A 790-nucleotide genomic window follows, 5' to 3' on the forward strand; every position below is an offset into this window, starting at 1 on the left:
ATGGAGACGTGCTTCATTTTAGATTTAATGTTTAGCTAGGAAGAATAGAAGGCAAGGAATTCTTAATCTTTGTCTTTTTTTTATAAAAAGACCATTTAAATACATTCGTGATAAATCACGGATAAAGTTATAAATCTTTTATTATATGCTCTTATCTCTAAGAAAGAGTAAGCTATTGTAATCGCTTACTTGATGAAGTAACATGTGAATGCAAGGAAATCTTTAGAAAGGAGGAAATTTTATATGATGCAAAAGATTCAAAGATTTGGTGGTGCTATGTTTACTCCTGTTTTGTTATTTGCCTTTGCGGGAATCACAATTGGAGTTGGAACATTATTTACCACTGAAGCAATTATGGGTGGTTTAGCAAATCCTGAAGGATTATGGTTTCAATGTTGGAATGTTATTCTTCAAGGAGGTTGGACAGTATTCAATCAATTGCCATTAATCTTCGTGGTAGGTTTACCAATTGGTTTAGCAAAGAAACAACAAGCAAGATGTTGTATGGAATCATTAGTTCTATATTTAACGTTTCAATATTTCCTAAGTACAATATTAAATCAATGGGGTAACTTGTTCAATGTAAACTTTGCACAAGACCCAGGAGGAATTAGTGGCTTGACTCTTGTAGCGAATATTAAAACATTAGATATGGGAATGATTGGAGCATTAATTATATCCGGTATTGTAATTATGCTACACAACAAAAAATTACAAAAAACATTACCATAATGGAATTTAACATTATCTCGATCATACTTTTTTGTCATCTTATGAATCTAATATTAAA

General features: G+C 31.0%; 1 pseudogene. It reads left to right on the forward strand.

Annotated elements, in window-relative coordinates:
- Window positions 1-243: 243 nt before the first annotated feature.
- A pseudogene (locus tag RSB60_RS11215) lies at window positions 244-710 on the forward strand (PTS transporter subunit EIIC); the annotation flags it as partial.
- Window positions 711-790 lie beyond the last annotated feature (80 nt).

The organism is Anaerorhabdus sp., from assembly GCF_036657415.1.
Classification (GTDB): domain Bacteria; phylum Bacillota_I; class Bacilli_A; order Erysipelotrichales; family Erysipelotrichaceae; genus Anaerorhabdus.